The sequence below is a fragment of the Leucobacter sp. M11 genome (assembly GCF_035726885.1).
In the GTDB taxonomy this organism is placed as follows: domain Bacteria; phylum Actinomycetota; class Actinomycetes; order Actinomycetales; family Microbacteriaceae; genus JAPFRB01.
In genome coordinates, this window is sequence record NZ_JAPFRB010000001.1 from 631637 (window position 1) to 632496 (window position 860).

Here is an 860-nt window from a genome sequence, read left to right on the forward strand (position 1 = left end):
TCATCATCGCCGCGGCGGTCCTCGGGCTCTCCGGCGGGCTCTGCCTCAACGCCGGAATCGCGAGCACCGTCGAGCAGGTGCCGCCCGCCGCGCGCGGCGGAGTGTCCTCCGCCTTCTTCGCGGGCCTGTACCTCCTGCTTGCCGCGCCCGCGATCGGCGTCGGCCTCCTTGCCGCGGAGGTTGGCCTGCGCAACTCCGGGCTCGTCTTCAGCGCGGCCGCGGCGCTCCTGGCCGCCCTCGTCGGCGGCTGCGCGTGGCTCAGCGCCCGGCGCTCGGCGGCCTGATCCGGCCCGGCGAACCTTCGGCTGCTCGCCGGCACAAAACAACTCAGCCGCCTGATAGTATGGTGCCTAATGAATAATCTCTTAGGCGCCAAACAGGAACTCCTGCTCGCCCGAATCGGGGAGCACGATTCGGCCAGGCTCGTGCTGTCGCTGCTCACGACGGCACGGCAGATCGATCTCGCCTGCGCCGAGCTGCTCGCGGTCCACGACCTCTCCGAGGCCCGGCTCGCCGCCCTCCTGGCCGTCTCGGCGGAGCCGGGCATCACCCCGGGCGGTCTCGCTGAGCAGCTCGAGGTCACCCGGGCGACGGTGACCGGGCTGACCGACGGCCTCGAACGGCTCGCCCTCCTCGAACGCGGGGGAAACGCGGGCGACCGCCGCTCCGTCACCCTGCGCGTCACCGCGGCCGGCGAGACGCTCCTGACGGAGCTCACCCCGAGCTACGCGCAGTGGCTCAGCCAGCTCGGCCTCGGCGTGACCGAGGCGGACGGGCGGGGCGCGCTCCGCGCCCTCTCGGCCATCCAGCGCACCCTGAGCGCGGAGCCCGCCGCGACGCCGTAGCTCCCCCCAACGCCC

At 73.5% G+C, this 860-nt stretch carries 2 protein-coding genes; both read left to right on the forward strand.

Annotated elements, in window-relative coordinates:
• On the forward strand, window positions 1-284 hold a 284-nt coding region (locus OOT08_RS03260), incomplete at its 5' end, for a hypothetical protein (RefSeq protein ID WP_325091110.1).
• A gap of 69 nt (window positions 285-353) precedes the next feature.
• Window positions 354-845, forward strand: coding sequence for a MarR family winged helix-turn-helix transcriptional regulator (locus OOT08_RS03265; RefSeq protein WP_325091111.1), 492 nt, complete (start codon window positions 354-356; stop codon window positions 843-845).
• Window positions 846-860: the final 15 nt, after the last annotated feature.